Origin of the sequence: Streptomyces sp. NPDC003023, assembly GCF_042888225.1 — a bacterium.
Taxonomy (GTDB): domain Bacteria; phylum Actinomycetota; class Actinomycetes; order Streptomycetales; family Streptomycetaceae; genus Streptomyces.
Genome location: NZ_JBIAPL010000003.1, coordinates 260,387 through 281,778 on the forward strand (window position 1 = coordinate 260,387; position 21,392 = coordinate 281,778).

General features: G+C 71.3%; 21 protein-coding genes. 10 read left to right on the forward strand and 11 right to left on the reverse strand.

Annotated elements, in window-relative coordinates; translation table 11 throughout:
• The first annotated feature begins 26 nt into the window (after window positions 1–26).
• From ACFYV1_RS13005 to ACFYV1_RS13020, 4 genes are all read left to right on the forward strand, one after another.
• Complete coding sequence (locus ACFYV1_RS13005; RefSeq protein WP_389395534.1) at window positions 27–1,598, forward strand: ATP-binding protein; 1,572 nt, start codon at window positions 27–29, stop codon at window positions 1,596–1,598.
• Window positions 1,595–2,323, forward strand: a complete 729-nt coding sequence (locus ACFYV1_RS13010) for a hypothetical protein (RefSeq protein ID WP_389395535.1) — start codon at window positions 1,595–1,597, stop codon at window positions 2,321–2,323. The genes ACFYV1_RS13005 and ACFYV1_RS13010 overlap by 4 nt, the downstream gene beginning before the upstream one ends.
• Window positions 2,324–2,368: 45 nt before the next feature.
• Window positions 2,369–2,956 (forward strand): VanZ family protein, encoded by a 588-nt coding sequence (locus ACFYV1_RS13015; RefSeq protein ID WP_389395536.1) that lies wholly within the window; start codon window positions 2,369–2,371, stop codon window positions 2,954–2,956.
• A 99-nt stretch (window positions 2,957–3,055) separates the two neighbouring features.
• Entirely contained in the window at window positions 3,056–3,280 is a 225-nt protein-coding gene (locus ACFYV1_RS13020) for a PspC domain-containing protein (RefSeq protein ID WP_389395874.1), read from the forward strand.
• Window positions 3,281–3,298: 18 nt separating this feature from the next.
• Here ACFYV1_RS13020 and ACFYV1_RS13025 read toward each other — a convergent pair whose 3' ends face one another.
• The 3 genes from ACFYV1_RS13025 to ACFYV1_RS13035 form a co-directional block, all read right to left on the reverse strand.
• Window positions 3,299–4,045 carry a hypothetical protein gene (locus ACFYV1_RS13025; RefSeq protein ID WP_389395537.1) on the reverse strand — a complete coding sequence of 249 codons (747 nt, stop codon included), beginning with the start codon at window positions 4,043–4,045 and terminating at the stop codon, window positions 3,299–3,301.
• Window positions 4,046–4,153: 108 nt separating this feature from the next.
• Window positions 4,154–4,567, reverse strand: a complete 414-nt coding sequence (locus ACFYV1_RS13030) for an ATP-binding protein (protein ID WP_389395538.1) — start codon at window positions 4,565–4,567, stop codon at window positions 4,154–4,156.
• Between the two features lie 142 nt (window positions 4,568–4,709).
• Window positions 4,710–5,846, reverse strand: a complete 1,137-nt coding sequence (locus tag ACFYV1_RS13035) for an adenosine deaminase (protein WP_389395539.1) — start codon at window positions 5,844–5,846, stop codon at window positions 4,710–4,712.
• Window positions 5,847–6,150: 304 nt separating this feature from the next.
• Here ACFYV1_RS13035 and ACFYV1_RS13040 point away from each other — a divergent pair, with 304 nt between their 5' ends.
• Window positions 6,151–6,831 (forward strand): alpha/beta hydrolase, encoded by a 681-nt coding sequence (locus ACFYV1_RS13040; RefSeq protein WP_389395875.1) that lies wholly within the window; start codon window positions 6,151–6,153, stop codon window positions 6,829–6,831.
• A 10-nt stretch (window positions 6,832–6,841) separates the two neighbouring features.
• Here the strand turns inward: ACFYV1_RS13040 and ACFYV1_RS13045 are convergent, their stop codons facing one another.
• Entirely contained in the window at window positions 6,842–7,756 is a 915-nt protein-coding gene (locus tag ACFYV1_RS13045; protein WP_389395876.1) for a MerR family transcriptional regulator, read from the reverse strand.
• Between the two features lie 111 nt (window positions 7,757–7,867).
• On the opposite strand from ACFYV1_RS13045, the gene ACFYV1_RS13050 reads away from it, so the two are divergent.
• Window positions 7,868–8,683, forward strand: a complete 816-nt coding sequence (locus tag ACFYV1_RS13050) for an alpha/beta fold hydrolase (RefSeq protein WP_389395540.1) — start codon at window positions 7,868–7,870, stop codon at window positions 8,681–8,683.
• A 609-nt stretch (window positions 8,684–9,292) separates the two neighbouring features.
• Here ACFYV1_RS13050 and ACFYV1_RS13055 read toward each other — a convergent pair.
• Window positions 9,293–10,246, reverse strand: coding sequence for a LysR family transcriptional regulator (locus tag ACFYV1_RS13055; protein ID WP_389395541.1), 954 nt, complete (start codon window positions 10,244–10,246; stop codon window positions 9,293–9,295).
• Window positions 10,247–10,308: 62 nt separating this feature from the next.
• On the opposite strand from ACFYV1_RS13055, the gene ACFYV1_RS13060 reads away from it, so the two are divergent.
• The 4 genes from ACFYV1_RS13060 (at window position 10,309) to ACFYV1_RS13075 (ending at window position 14,987) form a co-directional block, all read left to right on the forward strand.
• On the forward strand, window positions 10,309–11,580 hold the full coding sequence (locus ACFYV1_RS13060) for an MFS transporter (protein WP_389395542.1): 1,272 nt from the start codon (window positions 10,309–10,311) through the stop codon (window positions 11,578–11,580).
• Window positions 11,581–11,705: 125 nt separating this feature from the next.
• Window positions 11,706–12,722 carry a sigma-70 family RNA polymerase sigma factor gene (locus ACFYV1_RS13065; protein ID WP_389395543.1) on the forward strand — a complete coding sequence of 339 codons (1,017 nt, stop codon included), beginning with the start codon at window positions 11,706–11,708 and terminating at the stop codon, window positions 12,720–12,722.
• A gap of 45 nt (window positions 12,723–12,767) precedes the next feature.
• Window positions 12,768–13,364 carry a helix-turn-helix domain-containing protein gene (locus tag ACFYV1_RS13070; protein ID WP_389395544.1) on the forward strand — a complete coding sequence of 199 codons (597 nt, stop codon included), beginning with the start codon at window positions 12,768–12,770 and terminating at the stop codon, window positions 13,362–13,364.
• 432 nt (window positions 13,365–13,796) lie between these two features.
• Window positions 13,797–14,987 (forward strand): acetyl-CoA carboxylase biotin carboxylase subunit family protein, encoded by a 1,191-nt coding sequence (locus tag ACFYV1_RS13075; RefSeq protein WP_389395545.1) that lies wholly within the window; start codon window positions 13,797–13,799, stop codon window positions 14,985–14,987.
• 56 nt (window positions 14,988–15,043) lie between these two features.
• Here the strand turns inward: ACFYV1_RS13075 and ACFYV1_RS13080 are convergent, their stop codons facing one another.
• From ACFYV1_RS13080 to ACFYV1_RS13105, 6 genes are all read right to left on the reverse strand, one after another.
• Entirely contained in the window at window positions 15,044–15,451 is a 408-nt protein-coding gene (locus ACFYV1_RS13080; RefSeq protein WP_389395546.1) for an STAS domain-containing protein, read from the reverse strand.
• Between the two features lie 224 nt (window positions 15,452–15,675).
• On the reverse strand, window positions 15,676–16,953 hold the full coding sequence (locus ACFYV1_RS13085) for a thymidine phosphorylase (protein WP_389395547.1): 1,278 nt from the start codon (window positions 16,951–16,953) through the stop codon (window positions 15,676–15,678).
• Between the two features lie 94 nt (window positions 16,954–17,047).
• The gene (locus ACFYV1_RS13090; protein ID WP_389395548.1) at window positions 17,048–17,446 is read right to left on the reverse strand and encodes a cytidine deaminase; all 399 of its coding nucleotides are present in this window, start codon (window positions 17,444–17,446) and stop codon (window positions 17,048–17,050) included.
• Window positions 17,443–18,711, reverse strand: coding sequence for an ABC transporter permease (locus ACFYV1_RS13095; protein ID WP_389395549.1), 1,269 nt, complete (start codon window positions 18,709–18,711; stop codon window positions 17,443–17,445). Before ACFYV1_RS13095 ends, ACFYV1_RS13090 begins: the two co-directional genes overlap by 4 nt.
• The gene (locus ACFYV1_RS13100) at window positions 18,708–19,817 is read right to left on the reverse strand and encodes an ABC transporter permease (protein ID WP_389395550.1); all 1,110 of its coding nucleotides are present in this window, start codon (window positions 19,815–19,817) and stop codon (window positions 18,708–18,710) included. The genes ACFYV1_RS13095 and ACFYV1_RS13100 overlap by 4 nt, the downstream gene beginning before the upstream one ends.
• Window positions 19,814–21,343 (reverse strand): ABC transporter ATP-binding protein, encoded by a 1,530-nt coding sequence (locus ACFYV1_RS13105; protein WP_389395877.1) that lies wholly within the window; start codon window positions 21,341–21,343, stop codon window positions 19,814–19,816. The genes ACFYV1_RS13100 and ACFYV1_RS13105 overlap by 4 nt, the downstream gene beginning before the upstream one ends.
• Between the last annotated feature and the right edge of the window lie 49 nt (window positions 21,344–21,392).

A 21,392-nucleotide genomic window follows, 5' to 3' on the forward strand; every position in this document is an offset into this window, starting at 1 on the left:
GTGTGTTTTCGGGGCGGGACCGTTCGGTGAGCGGTGGTACGAACGGAGGCGGCGGGCCAAGGCGCGGCATCCTCACGGGGATCCGTCTGACCAGTCTGCGGCTGCGGCTCGTGGTGGTCTTCGCGCTCGTCGCGCTCACGGCTGCCGTGTCCGCTTCCGGCATCGCGTACTGGCTCAATCGCGAGGCGGTGCTGACGCGTACGCAGGACGCGGCGCTCGACGACTTCCGGCAGGACATGCAGAGCCGTGCCGCGACGCTGCCGCTGCGGCCCACGCAGGACGAGTTGCAGCGCACGGCCGAGCAGATGGCGGCGGGCGGCGACGGTTACAGCGTGCTGCTGATCGGTGAACGGGCCGAGGGCAAGCCGATCGTCGGTGTCTCCGACCGGGACGTGTTCACCAAGAAGGACGTTCCGCAGGCTCTTCAGGACGCGGTGAACGACCGGCAGGAGATCAACCCGGCCAACGCGGTGCCGTACCACCTCTACTGGCAGCGGACCGAGCGCGGCGGCAAGCCGTACCTGGTCGGCGGTACGCGGATCGTGGGCGGCGGGCCGACCGGCTACATGTTCAAGTCCCTCGACCAGGAACGTCAGGACCTCAACTCGCTCGCCTGGTCGCTGGCGATCGCGACGCTGCTCGCGCTGGTGGGCTCGGCGCTGCTCGCGCAGGCCGCCGCGACGACCGTGCTGCGGCCCGTGCACCGGCTGGGCGAGGCGGCCAGGCAGCTCGGGGAGGGCAAGCTCGACACCCGGCTGCGGGTCTCGGGTACGGACGAACTGGCCGAGTTGTCGAGGACGTTCAACAAGACCGCGGCGGCGCTGGAGAAGAAGGTCGCGGACATGAGTGCGCGGGACGAGTCCAGCCGCCGTTTCGTGGCCGACATGTCGCACGAGCTGCGTACCCCGCTGACCGCCCTGACCGCCGTCACCGAGGTGCTGGAGGACGAGGCGGACAGCCTCGATCCGATGATCGCGCCGGCGGTGAACCTGGTCGTCAGCGAGACCCGGCGGCTGTACGACCTGGTGGAGAACCTGATGGAGGTCACCCGCTTCGACGCGGGCACCGCGCGGCTCGTGATGGACAACGTGGACGTCGCCGACCAGGTCACCGCCTGCATCGACGCCCGTGCCTGGCTGGACGCGGTGGAGCTGGACGCGGAGCGCGGCATCATGGCGCGGCTCGATCCGCGCCGTCTCGACGTGATCCTGGCCAATCTGATCGGCAACGCGCTCAAGCACGGCGGCTCCCCTGTCCGGGTGTCGGTGCGGCCCGTCGACGACCAGTTGGTGATCGAGGTGCGGGACCACGGGCCGGGTATCCCGGAAGAGGTCCTGCCGCACGTGTTCGACCGCTTCTACAAGGCGAGCGCCTCACGGCCGCGGTCCGAGGGCAGCGGGCTCGGTCTGTCGATCGCCATGGAGAACGCACACATCCACGGCGGCGACATCACCGCGGCGAACTCCCCCGACGGCGACGGCGCGGTCTTCGTGCTGCGCCTGCCCCGTGACGGGTCCTCGCTCACGGACAGCGAGGCGGTCGGTACGGGCGACGCGGACGCCGGAAACGGCGGACGGGGAGAGGAAGAGGCGCTGTGAGAGCGGTTCAGGACGGCGGCGGAGTCGGCGTCGCGGTCGGCGAGCGGTGTTCGGACGCCGACCGTGTGGTGACCGCGTCTGCGCGCGGCACCGGCGGGCCCCGTGGCCGGCGCCGCCTCAGGGTGGCGGCCGCGTTCGCCGCGGCCGTCGCGCTCGCCGGCTGCGGCATCAGGACCACGCAGGTGCCCGTCGACGCCGGGGCCGCGCCCTCGCGGGTGCCGTGCGAGGTGACGGGCGAGAGCATCACGCCGCAGGCCCAGCAGCAGGGTGTGCCGGTCCGTGTCTATCTGCTGTGCGCCTCGCAGCTGGAGTCCCTGGACCGTACGGCGAGGATCTCCGAGAGCAAGGCGGCGAACAGCCCGCCCGAATTCGCGCAGGCGCTCCTCGACGAGCTGCTGCGTGAGCCGTCGGCATCCGAGCAGGAGGCGGGCTTCGACACGTACGTCCGCGGGCCGCTGCTGGTGAGCGGCGCACGGGCCGACGACCCGGCGGGCACCCTGCGGCTGAGCCGCCAGCCCGAGGATCTGCCGTCGACGGCTCTCGCCCAGATCGTGTGCACCCTCGCGGAGAGCAGGGCCGCGCAGGCGGGCGGCGCGGTGCTGCTCGGCGGTCCCGGGGACTACGCGCCGCACGCGTACGTGTGCTCCGCGGAGACCAAGGAGCGGCCCTCCGGTGCGCTGCCCACGCGCGCGCCGCTGCCGTCGCCGGGATCGACCGCCCCGTAGGAAGAGGGCGGAACCGATTCGTGCCGGGTGTGCGTCTTGGGGGGCGTGCAGCGTCAAGGTTCGGGCGGCAGTGCCGCCATCCGCTTCCGCGTGGCGGGGGTCGTCCTCCTCCTCGCCCATCTGCTGCTCGTCGCTTGGCTGACGCTGCGACCACTTGACGTGATGTGGGTGACGGCGGCGAACCTGGAACCCTTCGCCGGGATCAAGGCCGCCCTGGAGCTCGGACCCGTCGAGGCCGCGCGGCACATCGGCGGCGGCCTGCTCCTGCTGGCGCCGCTCGGGGTTCTGCTGCCGATGGCGAGTGGCCGGCTCGTCGTGTCGCCCTGGGCCTCCCTGGCGCGTACGGTGGCGGCCGGCTCCCTGATGTCGCTCGGGATCGAGCTGCTGCAGACCGGGGTGCCCGGTCAGGTCGTCGACATCGACTCGCTGATGCTGAACACCGCCGGTGTGGCACTCGCCCACCTGGCGGTCGTGCCCGCGGGCCGGGCCCGGCTGCGGCGCAGGCTGCTCCGTACGCGCGACGGGTCCGCCCTGCGCGATGCGGAGCATCACGTACGACGCGAGGCGGTGCTCCGGGAGGAGGGGTCTCAGGGGGCGACCCCGACGATTCCCAGGGTCGGGATCGCCCCGTAGAGCGACGCTTCGTCCCCTTCGCGAAGCGACCATGGATACATCGGGAGCACGCGGAAAGGCTTCCGGACGACTCTCTCCAAGGAGCCCACCATGGTCGCAATGGCCCGCCACAGTGACTGGCGGCAACGCCTCCCGCGCCGGAAGGCGCAAGGGAGGATGATCGGCGGAGTGTGCGCGGCGCTGGCCCAGCGCTTCGGGATGTCCGCCACCACGATGCGCGTGATCTTCGTGGCGTCCTGTCTGCTGCCCGGACCGCAGTTCCTGCTCTACCTGGCGCTGTGGATCGTGCTGCCGTCGGAGAAGAAGGCCGCCGACGCCTGGTGACTCTCCGCCCGGGCGGGGTCAGCCGGCCGGCTCCTGCGCGACCTTCGCGAGTTGCCTGCCGACGACTTCCTCCGGTACGCGCGGCGGCTTGCGGCCCCCGAGGTCGAACGCGATGAAGCGGGCGACGGTCGCACCCTTGCGGACGACGACGATGTGCATGGGGGACACCGCCCCCTCGTGGGTGGCGACGATCGTCCAGCTGACCGTCCCGTCGCCGCCGCGTGCGGTGAACGGCTCCGCCCCGACCTGGCTGTAGGTGCTGCTGCGGTCGTCCAGCGTCGCCTCGAACCCGCCGCCGCACACGGCGAGCGCCGCTTCGAGGCCGTCCATCAGCTTCTCCGCGTCGGTCATGACGTACGCGCCGAGGGACACGGAGATCGCGAGGCCGAGGTCGTCGAGCGAGCCGAGGCCGCGGTCGACGGTGTACATGGCCCGCGGGTCCGGCTTGTCGCCCATGGCGTCGGCGAGCGGCTGGCACTCCCTCTTGTCGGCCGTGGGCTGCCCTGTGGGAGCGAGTGCGCTCTTCTCCGCCGAGACCTGGAAGCCGGGGAGGTCCTTGCTCGCGAGGGCCGCACGCTCCAACCGGGGTGCGGTGAGCGGTACGGACGGGTCGCCGCCGGGAGCGCCACCGCCTGTGCCGACGCCCGTACTGACGGCGCCGCCCCTGCCGGGTGTCTCCCCGCCGCCGCTCGTGCACCCGGCGGTGGCCAGCAACAGCGCGCACACGGTGCTCAGTACGGGGAGTCCGCCGATCTTCACTCGCATGGCGGCGATCCTGGCACAGGCACGGCGGGGCGCACATCCTGTGCGGATGTGCGCCCCACGCGCGTGGCCGTTCGGGGCCGGTGACAGCCTTCCGGGCCGGTGGTGCCGTCAGCCGCCGAGGCCGGGAAGCAGACCACCGCCGACCGGAAGTCCGCCGCCCACCGGCAGACCGCCGCCGAGGGCGTCGAGGGGGGAGCCGCCGGCGAGCGGCAGACCGCCGAGGAGGCCGGCGACCGGTTCGGTCGCGCCGGCCGGGGCGATCTCGCCGACGGTGTTCTGAGCGGCGGCGGGCAGCGCGGAGGCACCGCCCGTGAGGGCGTTCTGACCACCGGTCAGAGAGTCGGTCGCGCCTGCCGGAAGCTTTTCGGTGACCTCGTTCAGCGGCAGCGTCTGGGAGACGTTCCCGAGCGCACCCGTCGCGTCGGGCAGCGAGGGAGCGGCGGAGGCCGTGCCGGCGGCGGCAGCGGCGAAGGCGGCACCGAGAGCGGCGACACCGAGGGTCTTTGCAGCGGACTGCTTCATCAGGAATGAATCCTTGGGGACGGGAACATGAGCGGCTCTGCAAGCTAGCCACCCTCGCACAGCGCCGCAAACACCGCGAAGCGGCCGGATATTGACGGCTCCGGCCGCTTCGTGTAAATGCCGCAGAAATGGCGGTGCGGGCTCAGTTACCGGTCGTGGCGGTCTGCCTGAACAGCCATTCGGACTTGAGTTCGGCGTAACCGGGCTTGATCACGTCGTTGATCATCGCCAGTCGTTCATCGAAAGGGATGAATGCCGACTTCATCGCATTGACGGTGAACCACTGCATGTCGTCGAGCGTGTATCCGAAAGCCTCGGTCAGCAGCTCGAATTCACGGCTCATGCTGGTACCGCTCATCAGCCGGTTGTCGGTGTTGACGGTGGCCCTGAAGTGCAGCTTCCGCAGCAGCCCGATCGGGTGCGCGGCGATGGAGTCGGCCGCGCCCGTCTGCAGGTTGGACGTCGGGCACATCTCCAGCGGGATGCGCTTGTCCCGCACATACGCCGCGAGCCTGCCCAGCGTCACGGAACCGTCGTCCGCCACCTCGATGTCGTCGATGATCCGCACGCCGTGCCCGAGGCGGTCGGCACCGCACCACTGCAGCGCCTGCCAGATCGACGGCAGCCCGAACGCCTCACCGGCGTGGATGGTGAAGTGGTTGTTCTCGCGCTTGAGGTACTCGAAGGCGTCGAGGTGCCGGGTGGGCGGGAAGCCGGCCTCCGCGCCCGCGATGTCGAAGCCGACCACGCCGTTGTCGCGGTAGCGGTTGGCCAGTTCGGCGATCTCCAGCGCGCGGGCGGCGTGCCGCATCGCTGTCAGCAGAGCGCCGACCCTGATGCGGTGACCTCCCTCACGGGCCCGCCGCTCGCCTTCCCGGAAACCGGCGTTGACCGCCTCGACGACCTCCTCGAGGCTCAGGCCGCCCTCCAGGTGCTGCTCGGGGGCATAGCGGACCTCGGCGTAGACGACTCCGTCCTCCGCCAGGTCCTCGGCGCACTCGGCCGCCACGCGGAACAGCGCGTCGCGGGTCTGCATGACGGCGCAGGTGTGCGCGAAGGTCTCCAGGTAGCGCTCCAGCGAGCCGGAGTCGGCCGCCTCCCGGAACCAGATGCCGAGCTTGTCGGGCTCGGTCTCCGGCAGTTCCCCGTACCCGGCGTCGCGGGCGAGTTCGATGATCGTGCCCGGCCGCAGACCTCCGTCGAGGTGGTCGTGGAGCAGCACCTTCGGGGCGCGGCGGATCTGGTCCGGGGTGGGTGAATTGAGGGTCTGGCTCGTCATCTGCGCACTCTAGCCCCTACGCGCGTAGAGCGCGCCCCTCCGGATCGCCTGTCGATACGTAACAGTGACCGTGCGTACGGGTGGCGTACACCTGGGCTTCTGAGACTGTTCTGCCATGGCACACCATGCACTGCCCCGGTGGTGGGGGCGCCCGGCCGAAGCGGCCGGAGGGGCGAGCGCCCAGGGTGAGACGACAGTTGCACGGGTGGCACGAGGGGGACGGATACCGCCGCAGGCGAGACTCGGCAGTCTGCCGGGGCGCTCCGGCGCCCGCAACGACGGGACGGATCCGGCGGTGGCGGGAGTGGTACTGCTGCTGCCCGACGGCGAGCCCGAGTCGGCACGCAGGGCGTCCGCGCTGTCACACGCGGCGATAATGCCGCTGGGCCGCGCCCTGGCCAGGGCGGGACGCGACGACGGACTGGTCGTGCACAGCGTCCGCTACCGCGGCCGCGGCTGGAACGGGGCCGACGCGCGGCTCGCCGCGGACGCGGCCTGGGCGGTGGAGGAGGTCGTACGCCGCTACGGCGACGTCGCCGTGTGTCTGGCCGGCCACGGCATGGGCGGCCGGGCCGCGCTGCACGCCGCAGGGCACTCCGCCGTCAACTCGGTGCTGGCGCTGGCCCCTTGGCTGCCGGAGAACGACGTGGCGGCAGAGCCGGAGCCGGTGCGGCAACTGGTGGGCCGCCAGGTGCTGATCGTGCACGGCACCAATGACGCGCGGACGGACCCCGAGCTCTCGTACCGGCTGGCCGAGCGCGCCAAGAAGGCCAACCGCGACACCTGCCGGTTCGAGGTCCACTCGGACGGTCATGCGCTGCGCCAGTTCCAGGGCGAAGTACAGGCTCTCGCGGTGGACTTCGTACGCGGCTCCCTCTTCACGAGGATCTACGCCCGGCCGGTCACTGACGCGATGGCGGCGCCGCCGCCGCTCGGGCTGCGGATGCCGCTGGCGGCCGGCTTCGGGCGCAGCATGCGGCACTGATCACGGCGCATCAGGCGGCGGACAGGCCGGCCTGGGAGTCCAGCGCGGCGCAGAGCCAGTCGTGGGCGGTGCCGGGAGTCGGCTCCGGCGCCCCCGACGGCGGGCGCAGCACCTCGGCGGTGAGCTGCCAGTAGCGGTCGATGCGCGGGTCCGCGGCGAGTTGGCGGCCGAGCCGCCTGCGGAAGTCGGGAGCGTCCCGCGTGCCGCGTGAGGTCGCGTAGGCGGAGACGAAGCAGTCGAGTGCCTCGCCCTGCCGCGGCTGCCCGCCGGCCCGTATCTCCGCCGACGCCAGCGCATAGGCCTCGGCGAGGCCCTCGTAGAGCACGGTCGGCCGGTAGCCCTCTTCGGGTCGGTGCACGGCGGGCTGGCCCTGGGCGGTGCCGGGGCAGGGGCCGGAGACGAACTCGTGCAAGCGGGCGAACGCCAGCACCTGGTCCGGTGTCGGGTTCTCCGGGGGCTGCGGGACCGCCAGTTCGAGGAAGACGGAGACGAACCGCGCGGGGAGTCGCGGAGGCAGCCAGCGCCGCCAGAACCGCGCCAGCGCGGCCGTGCCGGGCGGGGCGGAAACGGCGCCGATCAGGCGGAGCCGGTCGGCGCGCTCCCCGTCGTCGCAGTCCTGGAGGAGCCGGAGCGCGGCCTCCTTCCAGCGCAGGGCCGCCAGTTGTGAGCCGACGTCCCGCAGCCGCCCGGCGATGACGTCCTCCATCGCGTCGTCGCGGTCGAGGACGCGGCCGACCTCGGGGACCGGCAGGTCGAGAGCGCGCAGCGAGCGGATCAGCCGGAGCCGGTCGAGTGCGTCGGGGCCGTACCGGCGGTGGCCGCCGCCGCTGCGGCCGGCCTCCGGCAGCAGGCCCCGGTCCGAGTAGAAGCGGACCGTCTTGACCGTGACGCCCGCCTTCTCGGCGAGCTCCCCGATGCTCCACATGTCGTCGAAGGACAAGGCTTGAACCTCCCTCAGAGGGAGTTCCTACGGTACCGGCGAGCACGGACGGCCTGCGGAGCCGGTCGTGCGGCCCACGTATGCGAGGAGGAACTCATGACGGCGTTCGTACTGGTCTCGGGCACGTACACCGGTGGCTGGATCTGGCAGGAGGTGGTCGACCGACTTCGCGGAGCGGGCGCAACGGCCCACCCCGCGACGCTCACGGGAATGGGCGACCGCCGTCATCTGGCGGGCCCCGGAACGGATCTCGAGACGCACATCGAGGATCTGGTCCAGCTGATCGACCACGTCGACGCACCGGAGTTGGTGATCGTCGGCCACTGCTACGGCATCCAGCCGGTGGTGGGCGCGGCCGACCGCCGCCCGGACCGGATCTCCCGGATCGTGTATCTGGACTCCCCGCTCCCGGAGAACGGCCGCGCGCTGCTGGACCAGATCCGCGAGGAGATGCCCGACCCGGTGGTCCGCCAGAAGATGCTGGACAAGTTCGCACAGGCCGAGGACGGCTGGCGGGTGCCCCCGCCGACAGCCGAGGAGTGGGACCTGTGGGGCAGCGCGGTGGGCATTCCCGAGCAGGCGCTTGCCCGGCTCCACCAGCTGGCCGCGCCGCAGCCGCTCGGCTCCTACACCCGGCCGCTGCGACTGACCGGGGCAGTCGCGAAACTGCCGACCTCCGGGATCTTCTGCACCGCGGGCGGTGGCGCGAACATCGCCATGGTCGAGGCGATGGTGGCATCGGGCAACCCGCGTTTCCAGCCGCTGGCGGACCCGCGTGCCGGGTACTTCGAGTTGGAGACCGGGCACTACCCGATGCTCTCGGCACCCGAGGAGTTGGCGGAGGTGCTGCTGAAGGCGGCCGTGGGCGAGGGCCGCAGGGTGACGGCGGCGGCCCCCCGACCTGTTTCGTAGCGCCCGTCGGCCGGGCAGCGGATCGCCCCAGGGGCCGTCCTCGGCCCGCCCGTCCCAGTGCCCTGGCGCGGTGTGTGGCCCGCGCCCGCGTGCTCCGGGGCGGGCCGCGTGCGGCCCGCGGGCGCGCCCTGACAGGGAACGTCCGCGCCTGGATGCCGGCACTGCCGGACCGGCACCGGGACGACCGATCGACCACTGTCCGGCGCGGTGGCGCGGCTGCCGCGCCCGTGCTCTCCGTGCGGGATCCCGGCGGGGGCGACCGTCCCGCGCCTACGGGCAGCGGGGCGGGGACGGGCAGTCCCGCACCTGCGCACAGCGAATCCCGGCGGGGGGCGGGCGGACCTGCGCCTGCGGGCAGCGGGGCGGGGCGGGGCGGGGCGGGCAGTCCCGCGCCTGCGCCTGCGAACCCTGGCGGGGACGGGCGGACCCGCGCCTACGGGCAGCGGGGAGGGACGGGCGGACCCGCGCTTGCGCTTGCGCACAGCGAACCCCGGCGGGGACGGGCGGACCCGCGCCTGCGCACAGCGGGTCCAGGCGAGGACGGGCGGGCCGCGGGCGGTGGGCCGGCCTCCTGGGGAGGAGGCGGGCCCCGCACGCCATCCGCGGAGGTCAGCCTGGCAGCAACTGCCCCCGCCGGGAGAGCAGGAACCGCTTGAACTCCGCGACGGGAGGCGTGTCGGGGTGCCCGTCCAGCCAGGCCACGCCGATCTCGCGGACCGCCCTCGGTGCCGTCACCGTCAGCTCCACGACACCGGGGCGGGCGACCGCGGGCGGCGGCAGCAGGGCCACTCCCAGGCCCGCCGCGACCAGCCCCCGCAGTGTCTCCGCCTCCTCGCCCTCGAAGGCGACCCGCGGGGTGAACCCTGCCTCCGCGCACAGGTCGTCGGTGATGCGCCGCAGGCCGTAACCCGGTTCAAGGGTCACGAAGGCCTCGTCGGCGGCCTCCGCGAGCCGGATGCGCTTGCGGCCGGCGAGCCGGTGGTCGTCGGGGACGACGAGCCGCAGGCGCTGTTCGTCGAGGCGGCGGCCCACCAGGTCGGGCGCGTCGGGGACGGGCGAGGTGAGGCACAGGTCCAGCTCGCCCGCCCGGAGCCGTTCGATCATCGCCTCGCCGTAGTTCTGCACAAGGCTGAAGCGGATGCGCGGGTGGTCCGCGCGGAAGGCACGGATCAGGCCGGGCACCGTCTCCGACCCCATGGTGTGCAGGAAGCCGAACGCGACCCTGCCGGACCGGGGATCGGTGTCGGCGCGGACGGCTTCTGCGGCCCTCTCCACCTCGGCCAGTGCGCGCTCCGCCGAGGCGAGGAAGGTACGGCCGGCCGGGGTGAGGGAGACCGTACGGCCCCTGCGGGCGAACAGGGCCACTCCCAGGTCCTGTTCGAGACGGACGATCGCCCGCGACAGCGTCGACTGCGGGACGCCCATCTCCTGCGCGGCGCGCGTCACATGCTCGTGCCGGGCCACGCCGGCGAAGTACGCGAGGCGTGGGGCAAGCTCCAGCGTGATGTCTTCTTCGTAACCACCGTGTGACAGCCGGGCCCCTGAGCTGCGTTCATGCACCATGGGAACGATTATTGCCGTTTCATGCATTGGACGCATGAAAAGCCGCGGCCTACCTTCGACGTATGCCTCCTGCCAGTACCAAGGCGCCCATCACCGTGGGCGCCGCCCCGTCGTCCCCAGATCTCCTTTCCCCCGGCGCCGCCGGCTACCGCCGCATGAGCTTCGCGCTCTTCGCCGCCGGAATGGCGACCTTCGCTCTGCTCTACTCGACGCAGGCGCTGCTGCCCGCCCTGTCCGCCGACTTCGGCGTGACCGCCGGCACCGCCAGCTGGACGGTCTCCGCGGCGACGGGCGCGCTGGCCCTGTGCGTACTGCCGCTGAGCGCGCTGTCCGAGCGCTACGGGCGGACCACCGTGATGAACGCGTCCCTCGCGGTCGCCGTCGTGATCGGCCTGCTGGTGCCGTTCGCGCCGAACATCGAGTCTCTGGTGGCACTGCGCGCCGTGCAGGGCGCGGCGCTCGCCGGGCTGCCGGCGTCGGCGATGGCGTTCCTCGCGGAGGAGGTCAGGCCCAAGGCGCTCGTCGGCGCGATCGGCCTGTTCGTGGCAGGCAACAGCATCGGCGGCATGAGCGGCCGGATCGTGACCGGCTGGGTGGCCCAGGCGTTCGACTGGCGCGCGGCGCTCGCCGCGGTCGGCGTGATGGCACTGCTCTGCGCACTGGTCTTCCGGGCACTGCTGCCGAAGGCCCGGAACTTCACACCGGGCACGCTCGACCCGCGCACCCTGGCGAGGACGGTCCGCGGACACCTCGCCGACCCGCTGCTGGTGCGGCTGTACGCGATCGGCGCGCTGTTCATGACGGTCTTCGGCGCGGTCTACACCGTGATCGGCTACCGCCTGGTGGAAGCGCCGTTCAGCCTTCCCCAGGGTGTGATCGGCTCGATCTTCCTGGTGTACCTCGTCGGTACGGTCTCGTCCGCCGCGGCCGGCAAGCTGGTCGCCCGGCTCGGGCGCCGCGGGGCGCTGTACCTGGCCGTCACGACGACCGCCGCCGGTCTGCTGCTCTCGCTGGCGGACACTCTGGCGGCGGTCCTGCTCGGACTGGTCCTGATCACCGCCGGCTTCTTCGCGGGCCACGCGGTGGCCTCGTCCTCGGTGAGCCGTACGGCGAAGACGGGCCGCGCGCAGGCGTCGGCGCTCTACCAGTCGGCCTACTACCTGGGCAGCAGCGCGGGCGGCACGCTCGGCGCGGTCGCCTTCCACGCGGGCGGCTGGGCCGGCACGGTGCTGCTGGGGCTGCTGGCGGTCCTCGGAGTCGTGTCGATCACCCTGTACGGCACGCACGCGGCACGGAGCCGGGCGCGGCTGGTACCGGTGGGCGTGCGGCACTGAGAGGCGTCGACCTGTGACGAACGGTCGACGGATCCACCCCGGTTTTCCCGGTCCAGCGGTGAGTGTCAGTGGCCTGCGGTAGCTTTCGAAGCGGTGGTACCGATGGGTGACAGGGGTGGACCCGCATGAGTGACCTCGCGACGACGCAGGAACCGGACTCGCGGCTGGAGCAGCACCGGAGAGAGCTGACCGGCTACTGCTACCGGATGCTCGGATCGTCCTTCGAGGCGGAGGACGCGGTCCAGGACACGATGGTGCGAGCCTGGCGGAACCTCGACAAGTTCGAGGGCCGCTCGTCCCTGCGCTCCTGGCTGTACCGCATCGCGACGAACGTGTGCCTGGACATGCTGAACGCGGGCAATCGCCGTGCCCGGCCGATGGACCTGACCGGTCCGACACCGGTCGCCCAGGCCCAGCTCAACGCTCGGCCCGAGATCACCTGGCTCGAGCCGGTGCCCGACGGACGGGTGCTGCCGTCGGTGGTCGACCCCGCGGAGACGGCGGTGGAGCGGGAGACGATCCGGCTCGCGTTCGTCGCCGCGCTGCAGCATCTGCCGCCCAAGCAGCGGGCGGTGCTGATCCTGCGCGAGGTGCTGGCCTGGAAGGCGAGCGAGGTCGCCGAGCTCCTGGGCACGACGGTCGCGTCGGTCAACAGCGCGCTGCAGCGCGCCCGGGCGACTCTCGCCGAGCAGCAGCCCGCCACGTCGGACGCGGCCGACCCGCTGGACGAGGAGCAGCAGGACCTGCTCAACCGCTATGTCGCCGCCTTCGAGGGCTACGACATGAAGGCGCTGACGGCCCTGCTCCACGAGGACGCGACGATGTCCATGCCGCCGTACGACCTGTGGCTGCGTGGTCACGACGACATCGTGGGCTGGATGCTCGGCGTCGGGGACGTCTGCCGCGGTTCGCGGCTGGTCCCGACGGTGGCCAACGGTGCCCCGGCCTTCGCCCACTACCACCCGTCGGCGGACGGCGAGGGGTACGAGCCGTGGGCGCTCATCGTCCTCGAGCTCACCGGCGGCAAGGTCGGCGGGATGGACTTCTTCCTGGACACCAAGCGCTGGTTCCCGCTGTTCGACCTGCCGACGAGGCTGGACAAGGCGGGCGAGCCGGTGGCGGCGGAGGCGGGGGCCTCCTAGAGAGCGGGGACCTCTTGGCGTGGCGGCGGCCTTTAGGATGCGGGCATGACTGCTCCGGAGCCCTCCACGCCTGCCAGACCCTCGCGGGATCCGGAGCTGGGTTTCCCGCCGCCCGGCGAGGTGTTGCACCGGCTCCGTACGCACAAGGGGATGTCGTTGCGCCAAGTCGCGGCGGAATGCGGGCTGTCCGTGTCCTTCCTGGCCGCGTTGGAGCGGGGCGAGACGGACATCGCGCTGGAACGGCTGGGACGCCTGGCCAAGGTCTTCGACCATGATGTCGGTTCGTTCCTGGGGTTCTCCCGGGGCCGGATGACACCCTCGGTGTTCCCACGGGAGGAGCAGGAGGAGCTGGACCGTGCCCCCGGTGTCGCCTACCGGGTGCTGCGTGCCCCGGAGCTCGGCTACCAGGTGGTCACGGGGGACTTCGCGCCGCACAGCGGGCTGGCCGAGGAACTGCAGCACGAGGGCTCCGACCTCGTCATGGTGACCAGGGGAACCCTCGTGGCCCGGTACGACGGCGTGGATCACACGCTCCGCACCGGGGACTGCGTCCAGTGGTCGGCGGGCCGCCCCCACAGCTTCCGCAACGACACCGCCGAGTCGGCCCAGTTGGTGGGCATTCTGTTCTCCAGCCTCTACTGACCCAGACCTTCGACCCAACCCCTGCGGACGCCCGTTCGTGGGGGCCTTTTTCGCGCCCGGAACACAACTGACACCCGCCCCCACCCCACCTTGAGCGATATTATGCTCTAGAGTGCTTTTTATCGCACACCCCGGGAGGCCTCACAGTCCACTTGGCGGGAACTGAACGACCACATCGAGTTCGTGGGCATCCAGCCCTTGGAGATCGTCACATTCGGCAGCGAGCCGTTCGAGCCACCGGTGGCCGCCCTCCCAAGCATCGGCGGCCCCGTCGCCGGCCGACCCCCTGGTCGGTCATCAGCCGCGGCCGCCCGGGCGCTGCCGCTCATTCGTCAAGGACAGCGCAGCACGGGGAGCCGGGCACGACCGGGCCTCTTCCGGCAAGCGCCGTCTCCACTGAATCCGTCCGACAGAATGCTGAGGCCGAACCTCATGACCGACATCGCCGTGATCAATTACAGTCCGCACCTCGACTACCCCGCCATGTTTCCGGAGGTGGCCGGCCGGCTCCAGGTGTTCAGCCACCACGAGCTCAAGAACACCGAGGGTCTGGGGCGGTACGAGTACGTCGAGAACTGCGAGTCCGTCCCGTACGTGGAGTTGATGATCCGCCGCGCGGCGGCCGAGAAGCCGCTCAGCCACATCATCACGGACAACGAGTACGACCTCGAGCGGGCCGCCCGTATCCGCGAGGACCTGGGCATCCCGGGCCAGTCTTCGACGAGCGCCGAGTCGTTCCGCGACAAGGTGGCCATGAAGGAGGTGGCGAGCCGCGCGGTCCCAACTCCCCGTTTCACCCGCTTGGAAACGATCATGGATCTGACGGGCATCACGGCCGAGTGGGGCTACCCGGTCGTGGTCAAGCCGGTGAAACAGGGTGGCTCCCGCGACATCTCGGTACTGCGGGACGAGAACGACCTGGTCGGCTTCAGCCGTCGGCCCTGGCGCGACGACCTGATGGTGGAGGAGTTCGTCGAGGGCCACATGTACCACGTCGACGCGGTCCTGGCCCCCGGATACCGGCTCGTCGCGTGCTCGCGCTACCTGCGAAGCTGCCTCGGGGTGTTCTCCGGCCAGAACAACGGCTCTCTCCAGCTCCACCCCCGGGACGAGCTTGCCGTCCGGCTCGAGGCGTTCCTCGACCGCCTGCTGGACGCCTTCGACACCCCGGAGGTCAGCGCGTACCACCTGGAGGTGTTCCTCACGCCGGAGGACGACTTGGTGCTGTGCGAGATCGCATCGCGCGTCGGCGGGGACCGGATTCCCGCGCTCACCCGGGCGACGTACGGCGTCGACCTGCACACCGCCGTCCTGCGCCAGTCGTGCAGCCTGCCCGTCGACCCGCCTCCGGCTTCCCCGCCGTCCGCGGTGCACGGGTCGGTCTCGATCCTGCCCCAGGGCCGCCCCGTTCGGGCGCCGGCCGAACCGCCGCCGTTCGACTGGGTGCAGGAATACGTGGTCAACGAACAGCTCGAGCTCGGCGCGGTCACCAAGCACAGCGCCTCGCACCTGTGCTTCGTCATCGTGCGCGGCGCCGACACCGCCGAAGTGGAGCAGCGCCTTCTCCAGGCCGAGGCGTGGCTCCTCGACAACCTGCGAGAAGTACCCGGTGAGCAGACCTGAGGAGAACCCCCTTGCCCACCGCGTCCCGGTCCTTGACGCGGTCGACATGGTCCTGGCTACCCTCCTCCTCCCCGCCGAAAGGCTGCCGCTTCCCCGGTAACGGCAGCGCTCCGGCAGGGCCGGGCAGGGAGCGGCGGAGGCTGCTGGGCCGCATCGGCGAGCTCCGGCAGGCCCACCAGGTCCAGGAGAGCGAGCAGCCCGGGTTCGGCGTTCCGCAGCCGGAGCCGGCTGCCCCGCCGCCTCGCCGTCAGATGCAGCCGTGCGAGGGCGTCGACGGCCGACAGGTTCACCTGGGTGAGTCCGCCGACGTCGCAGAAGACCTCGTCCGGAGGACTGCCCCCGGCGCAACCGTCGGCCTCGCCCTGAGTCCCGCCGTCGCCGGCCCCGTCGTCGCGGAGGATGCGGTCCAGTTCGTCACAGAGGCGCAGCACATCGGCCGGGGTGATCCTCCCGGCGATGCGCATGACTGCAGGCTGTATGGCGTCCACATGGAGGATGACCGCCGCCGCCACGTGAACTCATCGCGTCCGGTCGTACCGGCGGGGTCGTCGGCCGCCGGGCGCATCCGTCGAGCGCCGGGCGCGACCCGGCCGCGGCAGTCGGTCGCGGCCGGCACGCGCTCGGGGTGCGGTGCGGCGCACGGTCGCCGGGACCGGTGGTGCCCACCGGTCCCGGCGACCGTGCCCGGTCAGGCGATGCGGTCCAGCACGATCGGGTTCGCCGTGAAGTCCGCGCCGGACTCGGCGATGTCGTACGCGGCCCCCAGGGACTGGAGCGCGTAGTCGAACTTCTCCGGTGTGTCCGTGTGCAGCGTCAGCAGCGGCTGGCCCGCCGTGACGGTGTCGCCCGGCTTGGCGTGGAGCTCCACGCCGGCGCCCGCCTGGACCGGGTCCTCCTTGCGTGCGCGGCCCGCGCCGAGGCGCCAGGCGGCGATGCCGATGTCGTAGGCGTCGAGGCGGGTCAGAACTCCGGAGGCGGGGGCGGTGACGACGTGCTGCTCACGGGCGACGGGCAGGGTGGCGTCCGGGTCACCGCCCTGGGCGGCGATCATGCGGCGCCACACGTCCATCGCCGAGCCGTCCGCGAGGGCCTTCGCCGGGTCGGCGTCCTTGATGCCGGCCGCGTCGAGCATCTCGCGGGCGAGCGCGAGGGTCAGCTCGACGACATCGGCGGGGCCGCCGCCGGCGAGGACCTCGACGGACTCGCGGACCTCGAGCGCGTTGCCCGCGGTCAGGCCGAGCGGGGTGGACATGTCGGTGAGCAGCGCGACGGTCGTCACTGCGCTGTCGTTGCCCAGCGCGACCATGGTGGACGCCAGTTCGCGGGCGTCCTCGATGTTCTTCATGAAGGCGCCGGTGCCGACCTTGACGTCGAGGACGAGCGAGCCGGTGCCCTCGGCGATCTTCTTCGACATGATCGAGGAGGCGATCAGCGGGATCGCCTCGACCGTGCCGGTGACGTCGCGCAGTGCGTAGAGCTTCTTGTCGGCGGGTGCGAGGCCGTCACCGGCCGCGCAGATGACGGCGCCGGTGGTGTCGAGGACGTGGCGCATCTCCTCGTTGGAGAGCAGCGCCCGCCAGCCGGGGATCGACTCCAGCTTGTCGAGCGTGCCTCCGGTGTGGCCGAGGCCGCGGCCGCTCAGCTGCGGCACGGCCGCGCCGCAGGCGGCGACCAGCGGGGCGAGCGGCAGCGTGATCTTGTCGCCGACGCCGCCGGTGGAGTGCTTGTCGGCGGTGGGGCGGGAGAGCCCGTCGAAGTTCATCCGCTCGCCGGACGCGATCATCGCGGCGGTCCAGCGGGCGATCTCGGTGCGGTTCATGCCGTTGAGGAGGATGGCCATGGCCAGGGCGGACATCTGCTCGTCGGCGACCTCACCGCGGGTGTAGGCGTCGATGACCCAGTCGATCTGCTCGGGGCTCAGCTCGCCGCGGTCCCGCTTGGTGCGGATGACGGAGATGACGTCCATGGCATTCCTCCAGGTTGATCTTCCGCGCTCTACGCGCATAGAGAGAGGGTAGGGGAACGGCCCCTCCGCACGGGGCGGAAGGGCCGCGGGTGGTTCAGGCGAGGTGATCAGGACCGAACGCCTGCGGAAGCATCTCCGACAGCGGCAGGATCCCGGCCGGCGTGTCCAGCAGCAGTTCCGGGCCGCCGAACTCGTACAACAGCTGCCGGCACCGGCCGCACGGCACCAGCGACTCGCCCCGGCCGTCCACGCAGGTGAAGTGGGTCAGCCGGCCGCCACCGGTGGCCTGAAGCTGCGAGACGAGGCCGCACTCGGCGCACAGCCCGAGCCCGTACGAGGCGTTCTCGACGTTGCAGCCGGTGACCGTACGGCCGTCGTCGACGAGTGCGGCGACTCCGACCGGGTAGCCCGAGTACGGGGCGTACGCGTGCGACATCGCCTCACGCGCCCGAACCCGCAGGGCGTCCCAGTCGAATTCCTGCCCGGACGTCACTTGCCCTGGCCTCTGAAGTACGGCCGGCCGTTGGCCTTGGGCATGCGCAGCCGCTGCGCGGACACCGCCAGGACGAGCAGCGTGGCGACGTACGGCGCGGCGTCGACGAACTGGCTCGGCAGCTCGTCCGTCAGCGAGTACCAGGTGAACAGCAGCGCCGAGAACGCGGCCGAGACCACGGCCTTCAGGTACTTCTTCCTGTACAGCTGCCACACCGCGACGATCAGCAGGAGGATCGCCAGCAGAAGCAGCATCGCGTGCACGTTCACCGCGCCGCCGCGCAGCTTGAGGCTGTCGGTGAAGCCGAACAGGCCCGCACCCAGCGCCATGCCGCCCGGCATCCAGTTGCCGAAGATCATCGCGGCGAGACCGATGTAACCGCGGCCGCCGGTCTGGCCCTCCTGGTAGATGCCGGTGATGATCGCGAGGAACGCGCCACCGAGACCCGCCAGTCCGCCGGAGACGATGACGGCGATGTACTTGTACTTGTAGACGTTGACGCCGAGGGATTCGGCGGCGATCGGGTTCTCACCGCAGGAGCGCAGCCGCAGGCCGAACGACGTCCGCCACAGGATCCACCAGGTGCCGGGGATCAGCAGCAGGGCGACGACGGTGAGCAGCGACAGGTTGGTGATCAGACCGCCGAGCACACCGGCCAGGTCGGAGACGAAGAACCAGTGCTTGCCCTGCACGTCCCCCAGCCAGTCCGACAGTCCCGGCACCGTGATGCGGTCGATGGCGTCGATGCGCGGCGACTGCTTGGACGAGCCGCCCTCGGTCTCCGCGAAGGTGAAGTTCGACAGATAGCGGGTGAGACCGGTGGCCAGGATGGTGATGGCGACACCGGAGACGATGTGGTTGACCTTGAAGGTCACGGTCATCACCGCGTGCAGCAGACCGCCGAGCGCGCCACCGGCGATGCCGAGCAGTACGCCGGTCCAGGGGCCCCACTGGTAGCCGGCCCAGGCGCCGAACCAGGTGCCGAGGATCATCATGCCCTCGAGACCGATGTTGATCACACCGGCCCGCTCCGCCCACAGGCCGCCGAGACCGGCCAGCCCGATCGGCACCGCCAGCTGCAGGGCGCCGGAGACCTGGCCGACGGAGGTCAGGTCGTTCGCGCCGCTGATCACACGCACCAGCGAGAACAGGGCGAGTCCGCCCGCGATGATCAGCAGGATGACGGGGAGCGACAACTTGCGGCGGCCGCCGCCCTTCTTGGGCGCGGTGCTCGCCATCGAGACCGTGCTCGTGGACTCGCTCATGCCGCGGCCACCTCCTTCTTCTTGCGGGCCTGCGCGGCAAGCTCCTCGCCGACCTTCTGCTGCTGACGGCGCAGCCCGTACTGCCGGACGAGTTCGTAGGACACGACGACCGCGATCACGATCAGGCCCTGCATGATCACCGCGATCTCCTTCGGGTAGCCCTCGAGGCTCAGGCCCTCCGCGGTCTTGTCCAGGAACGCGAAGAGCAGCGAGGCGAAGAGGATGCCGATCGGGTTGTTCCTGCCCAGCAGGGCGATACCGATGGCGGTGAAGCCGACGCCCACCGGGAAACTCAGGCTGTAGGTGTGGGTCTGGCCGAGCAGCATCGGCATACCGGCCAGACCTGCCATGGCACCGGAGATGAGCATGGCGGTGAGGACCATCTTCTTGGCGTCGACGCCGCTCGCCTGGGCGGCTGACTCGCTGGCGCCGGTGGCGCGCAGGTCGAAGCCGAAGCGGGTCCGGTTGAGCACGAACCAGTAGACGATGCCCAGCCCGAAGGCCACGAAGGTGAAGCCGTAGATGGTGCCGCCGTCCATCTCCAGGCCGGGGAACCAGCCGGACTCGGCGATCTCCCCTGTGGTGAGGTCGTTGGACCCCTCCGGCCGCACGCCCAGGTTCGCCGGCAGGATCAGCCAGGCGATCAGGCTGGTCGCGATGGCGTTGAGCATGATCGTGGAGACGACCTCGCTGACGCCGCGGGTGGTCTTGAGGATGCCCGCGATGCCGGCCCAGAAGGCGCCGACCGCCATGGCGACGAGCACGATCAGCAGGATGTGCAGCGGCCCCGGGAGCTCCACCGCGGCACCGACGACGGCGGCGAACATGACCGCGAGGCGGTACTGGCCGTCGACGCCGATGTTGAACAGGTTCATCCGGAAACCGATGGCGACGGCGAGCGCTGCCAGGTAGTAGATGCCCGTCTGGTTGATGATCAGGACCTGGACGTCCGTGAACTCGACCTGCTCCACCATCAGCCGGTAGGGCTCCACCGCGCTGCGGTCCGAGAGGAGCAGCACCACCGAGGTGAGCAGGAAGGCCACGAGCAGGGCGAGCGCCGGGCCCGCCAGGCCCAGGATCAGCCGGTCCTTGTCGAACTTCTTCATCGGCTCTCACCGTTCTCGTCGTGCTCGAGGTGGCCGGACGCGGCGCCGGTCATGGCAGAGCCCAACTCCTCCGGGGTGATCGTCGCGGGATCGGCGTCCGCGACGAGGCGTCCGCGGTACATCACGCGCAGGGTGTCGGAGAGCCCGATGAGCTCGTCCAGGTCGGCGGAGATCAGCAGGACCGCCAGGCCCTCGCGGCGCGCCTCGCGGATCTGGTCCCAGATCTGCGCCTGCGCGCCGACGTCCACACCACGGGTGGGGTGGGCGGCGATCAGCAGCTTCGGCGCGTGACTCATCTCGCGGCCGACGATCAGCTTCTGCTGGTTGCCGCCGGACAGGGAGGCGGCGGTGACCTCGATGCCGGGGGTCCGCACGTCGTACTCGCGCACGATCCGCTCGGTGTCCTGGCGGGCGGCCTTGAGGTCGAGCAGCCCCTTCTTGCTGTTGGGCCGCTCGGTGACGTGCCCGAGGATGCGGTTCTCCCAGAGCGGGGACTCGAGCAGCAGGCCGTGCCGGTGCCGGTCCTCGGGGATGTAGCCGATGCCGCTCTCGCGGCGCTTGCGGGTGGCCGCGTGGGAGATGTCGGCGCCGTCGAGAGAGATGAGACCGGCGTCGGGGTCCCGCAGCCCGATCAGGGCCTCGATGAGCTCGGTCTGGCCGTTGCCCTCGACTCCGGCGATGCCCATCACCTCGCCCTTGTGGATCGTGAAGTCGATCCCGCCGAGGACCTCACGCACCACACCGTCGGGGTCGGTGACGGTGAGCCGGAGGTCGTCGACCTTCAGCATCGGCACGTCCGTCACCGTCGACTCGCGGGTCTCCGGCGAGGGCAGCTCGCTGCCGACCATCAGCTCGGCGAGCTGCTTGGTCGTGGTGGACTTCGGGTCGGCCGTGCCCACGGTGGTGCCGCGGCGGATGACCGTGATCTCGTCGGCGACGGAGAGCACCTCGCCGAGCTTGTGCGAGATGAAGATGACCGTCAGGCCCTCCGCCTTGAGCTCGCGCAGGTTCGCGAAGAGCGCGTCGACCTCCTGCGGGACGAGCACCGCGGTCGGCTCGTCGAGGATCAGGGTGCGGGCGCCCCGGTAGAGGACCTTGAGGATCTCGACGCGCTGCCGGTCGGCGACGCCGAGCTGCTCGACGAGCACGTCCGGGCGCACGTTCAGTCCGTACGCGTCGGAGATCTCCCTGATCCTCTTTCGGGCCCTGGCACCGATGCCGTACAGCTTCTCGCCGCCGAGAACGACGTTCTCCAGGACGGTGAGGTTGTCGGCGAGCATGAAGTGCTGGTGCACCATGCCGATGCCACGGGCGATGGCGTCGGCGGGGCTCGAGAAGGTGACCTGGTCGCCGTCGACGGTGATGGTGCCCTCGTCCGGCTTCTGCATGCCGTAGAGGATCTTCATCAGGGTCGACTTACCGGCACCGTTCTCTCCGACGAGGGCGTGCACGGTGCCCTGACGGATCGTGATGTCGATGTCGTGGTTGGCGACGACGCCGGGGAAGCGCTTGGTGATGCCGCGCAGTTCTACGGCGGCAGGAGGGCTGGACGCGTTGATGACGCACTCTCCTTGG

What these genes read in the sequence shown, in the direction of transcription:
- ACFYV1_RS13045 (WP_389395876.1), bottom strand. Translation starts at nt 7,756, where the DNA reads ATGTGGAGCATCGGGGAGCTCGCCGAGAAGGCGGGCGTCACGGTCAAG.
- ACFYV1_RS13070 (WP_389395544.1), top strand. Translation starts at nt 12,768, where the DNA reads ATGACTGCTCCGGAGCCCTCCACGCCTGCCAGACCCTCGCGGGATCCG.
- ACFYV1_RS13075 (WP_389395545.1), top strand. Translation starts at nt 13,797, where the DNA reads ATGACCGACATCGCCGTGATCAATTACAGTCCGCACCTCGACTACCCC.
- ACFYV1_RS13100 (WP_389395550.1), bottom strand. Translation starts at nt 19,817, where the DNA reads ATGAAGAAGTTCGACAAGGACCGGCTGATCCTGGGCCTGGCGGGCCCG.
- ACFYV1_RS13025 (WP_389395537.1), bottom strand. Translation starts at nt 4,045, where the DNA reads ATGCGAGTGAAGATCGGCGGACTCCCCGTACTGAGCACCGTGTGCGCG.
- ACFYV1_RS13035 (WP_389395539.1), bottom strand. Translation starts at nt 5,846, where the DNA reads ATGACGAGCCAGACCCTCAATTCACCCACCCCGGACCAGATCCGCCGC.
- ACFYV1_RS13030 (WP_389395538.1), bottom strand. Translation starts at nt 4,567, where the DNA reads ATGAAGCAGTCCGCTGCAAAGACCCTCGGTGTCGCCGCTCTCGGTGCC.
- ACFYV1_RS13080 (WP_389395546.1), bottom strand. Translation starts at nt 15,451, where the DNA reads ATGCGCATCGCCGGGAGGATCACCCCGGCCGATGTGCTGCGCCTCTGT.
- ACFYV1_RS13020 (WP_389395874.1), top strand. Translation starts at nt 3,056, where the DNA reads ATGGCCCGCCACAGTGACTGGCGGCAACGCCTCCCGCGCCGGAAGGCG.
- ACFYV1_RS13060 (WP_389395542.1), top strand. Translation starts at nt 10,309, where the DNA reads ATGCCTCCTGCCAGTACCAAGGCGCCCATCACCGTGGGCGCCGCCCCG.
- ACFYV1_RS13065 (WP_389395543.1), top strand. Translation starts at nt 11,706, where the DNA reads ATGAGTGACCTCGCGACGACGCAGGAACCGGACTCGCGGCTGGAGCAG.
- ACFYV1_RS13055 (WP_389395541.1), bottom strand. Translation starts at nt 10,246, where the DNA reads ATGGTGCATGAACGCAGCTCAGGGGCCCGGCTGTCACACGGTGGTTAC.
- ACFYV1_RS13095 (WP_389395549.1), bottom strand. Translation starts at nt 18,711, where the DNA reads ATGAGCGAGTCCACGAGCACGGTCTCGATGGCGAGCACCGCGCCCAAG.
- ACFYV1_RS13085 (WP_389395547.1), bottom strand. Translation starts at nt 16,953, where the DNA reads ATGGACGTCATCTCCGTCATCCGCACCAAGCGGGACCGCGGCGAGCTG.
- ACFYV1_RS13050 (WP_389395540.1), top strand. Translation starts at nt 7,868, where the DNA reads ATGACGGCGTTCGTACTGGTCTCGGGCACGTACACCGGTGGCTGGATC.